This window comes from Rodentibacter rarus, assembly GCF_001998965.1.
Taxonomy (GTDB): domain Bacteria; phylum Pseudomonadota; class Gammaproteobacteria; order Enterobacterales; family Pasteurellaceae; genus Rodentibacter; species Rodentibacter rarus.
This window is the reverse complement of record NZ_MLHJ01000030.1, coordinates 1-2,471: the sequence shown is the minus strand read 5'-3', so window position 1 is coordinate 2,471 and position 2,471 is coordinate 1. Positions and strand designations below refer to the sequence as shown.

Sequence of the window (2,471 nt, the reverse complement as noted above, 5' to 3'; positions counted from 1 at the left end):
TTTGAGGCGGTTTATGTTATGTCGGGGGAGCTGTTAAGTTCCTCGACAAGCTCCCCTGATGTGTTATTAACTCGTTCAATTCGAGGTAGAACATCAACAGAGGAAAACGTGGAGATGAGTAATCTCATCAAAACCGTTCTAATCGTGGGAGCTTGCCTGTATCTTGGCGGATGCGCAAGCACTCGCGGTTTAGAGATCTACGGTTATTTCGACACTCAACAAAAAAACGTATGCGTTAATTGTCGTTACACACAGTGTAGCGATTAAACACTAAGTTTTCAAGGATTGTTAGTTAAACTAGCAATCCTTGTTTTTTTATTAAATTAGACTAATTACCCAAATAAACTCTCAAAAACGTCCTAAAACGCATTTTAAGCGACTTTTATCCTTTACCCTGATGATCATATACCTAATAGGCTATCGCACTCGCTACGCTCGTTTGATGAACCTTTACGACAGTGAACAACAAGTTCTTCACTGTCGCAAAGGTTTACAAATTCAATCATAAAAATAAAAAAATAGGGCTGAAAGCCCCAAAAAGAGCCGTTAGGCTCTATATTTTTTGTTTTCTTGTTTGTAATCTTGTTTGTAGGTTATGGATTTCCTTGTGGCACAAGGCTTGAGCGATTTATATGTGTAGAGATTTATTGTTAATGTGTAGAAATTTATTGTTTAATGTGTAGAGATTTATTGTTTAATATTAGGTTGATTTTGTAGTCTATACATATCAAAATATTAGGTATAAATTTTATTCTATATAAAATCAACAAATTTCTACACATTAAGGGTATAAAATGAGCAATAATACTGATCTTACTATCTCAAAAGCTAATAGCTTTGTTCAGGCTAGTTACTCTATGACACTCGATGAAATGCGGATTTTATCTTTAACTTTGGGGGTTTTTAACCCTAAAAATCCGTCTAAACGTGGATTTGACTTTACGGTAGCTGATTTCTGTAAGCATTTCCCTGATGTCAATCCTGAGATAGCTTATACACAAGTTAGAAATGCCGTTCTAAAAATTTCAAAGCGTTGGGTTACGTTGGTTGATAATGAACACGAATTAACTGAAGTTGCGTTAATTCATAAGCGTTCCTATTTTAAAAAAGAAGGTCGGTTTTACATTGAGTTCCACGATGAGTTGATCCCGTATATTTCTGAATTACACGAGAACTACACAAAATATCAGCTTGTAAATATAGGTGCGTTTAGCAGTACGCACGCCATTCGTCTTTATGAATTATGTTCTCAATATCGTGATACTGGTTGGCGTCAAACAAGCATTGAAGATCTAAAAGATTGGTTCCAAGTTTCAGATAAATACAGCTTGTATGCTAATTTTAGAAAATGGGTTATTGAGCCATCTATCGCTGAAATAAATGCTAAATCTGATTTGCTTGTATCATACGAACCTATTAAACGTGGTCGCAGTATTGTAGCGTTGAAATTTACCATTCAGACAAAGAAAAGTGCGGTTAAAACGGAATTAAAACGCCCTAAATTTCCACATAAAAACAAATACGGTAAGTTTGTGAAACTTGATCGCCAAAATCCTAAAATGAGTTCTGCTGAATATGGTAATTATGCGAAAGATTGTTTAAAAATTTTGGAAGATTTTTATCAAAACATCGAAGATGTGCCAAATGAAGATTTGTTGTTTTATTGGATTTTCCTATCCGTCAATGAAAGTCATAAATCGAGATTTGGTAGAAAACAAATCTTTGCCGAAAAACTGAGAGAGCGTGGCTATAAAATCATAGATTGTGAATTGGTTGAGATTGATAAAAAACAAATTGATTTTTTTCGTTAAAGTTTTTAATAAGTCAAAATAAAAATATAAAAAAACGCAATAAATAGCGAAGTCTTTTATTGTGTTTTTTATATTCGGCAACCGAAGGGCGACAGTATATAGTTCAAAATATAGTCAAATTTGAGCACTGTGTGGTGCTGTATAGCACTATGTAGCACAAAATAGTAAAAAATTTATTAAAAACAAGATGTTATAAATAGTGTTATGAAGATGCTAGATAGTGCTCAAAAATGCTGTGTTATTTTTAATCAATTCTTGCTATTCCATTGATATTTATTGCTTTCTTTGCAAAACGAAGTTTTGCGTTAGGTGTGTGAATGAAGTTTTTTTGCTATACATTTGGAATATAAGAATGGGTTTATATATAAGTTCTAATCTAAATAAAAATACCCCTTATCAGACGAATGTATGTAATCTTAAAAAGATCTTTATTTTAAAAACTCACAAAGAAAAAATAGATGATTTTGTCAATTACTTTAAAAATTAAATGTTCATATAATCAATATAAACCTTTAACTTTTTAAATAAGGAAAATTTAATGAAAAAATTTTTAGAAAAAATAAAAATTAAATTTAAACTAAACGTTAAGATCAAGGATTATTTTCAAATTGAAATAGAAGCTAATTGCGGATAAACAAAACCGCCCTTTTGAGGCGGTTT

At 31.9% G+C, this 2,471-nt stretch carries 1 protein-coding gene; it reads left to right on the top strand.

The features are described from left to right. Positions 1-794: 794 nt before the first annotated feature. Positions 795-1,811: a replication initiation protein gene (locus BKK50_RS04100; protein WP_077415574.1), complete on the top strand. Its 1,017-nt coding sequence runs from the start codon at positions 795-797 to the stop codon at positions 1,809-1,811. The last annotated feature ends 660 nt before the right edge of the window (positions 1,812-2,471 follow it).

What these genes read in the sequence shown, in the direction of transcription:
- BKK50_RS04100 (WP_077415574.1), top strand. Translation starts at nt 795, where the DNA reads ATGAGCAATAATACTGATCTTACTATCTCAAAAGCTAATAGCTTTGTT.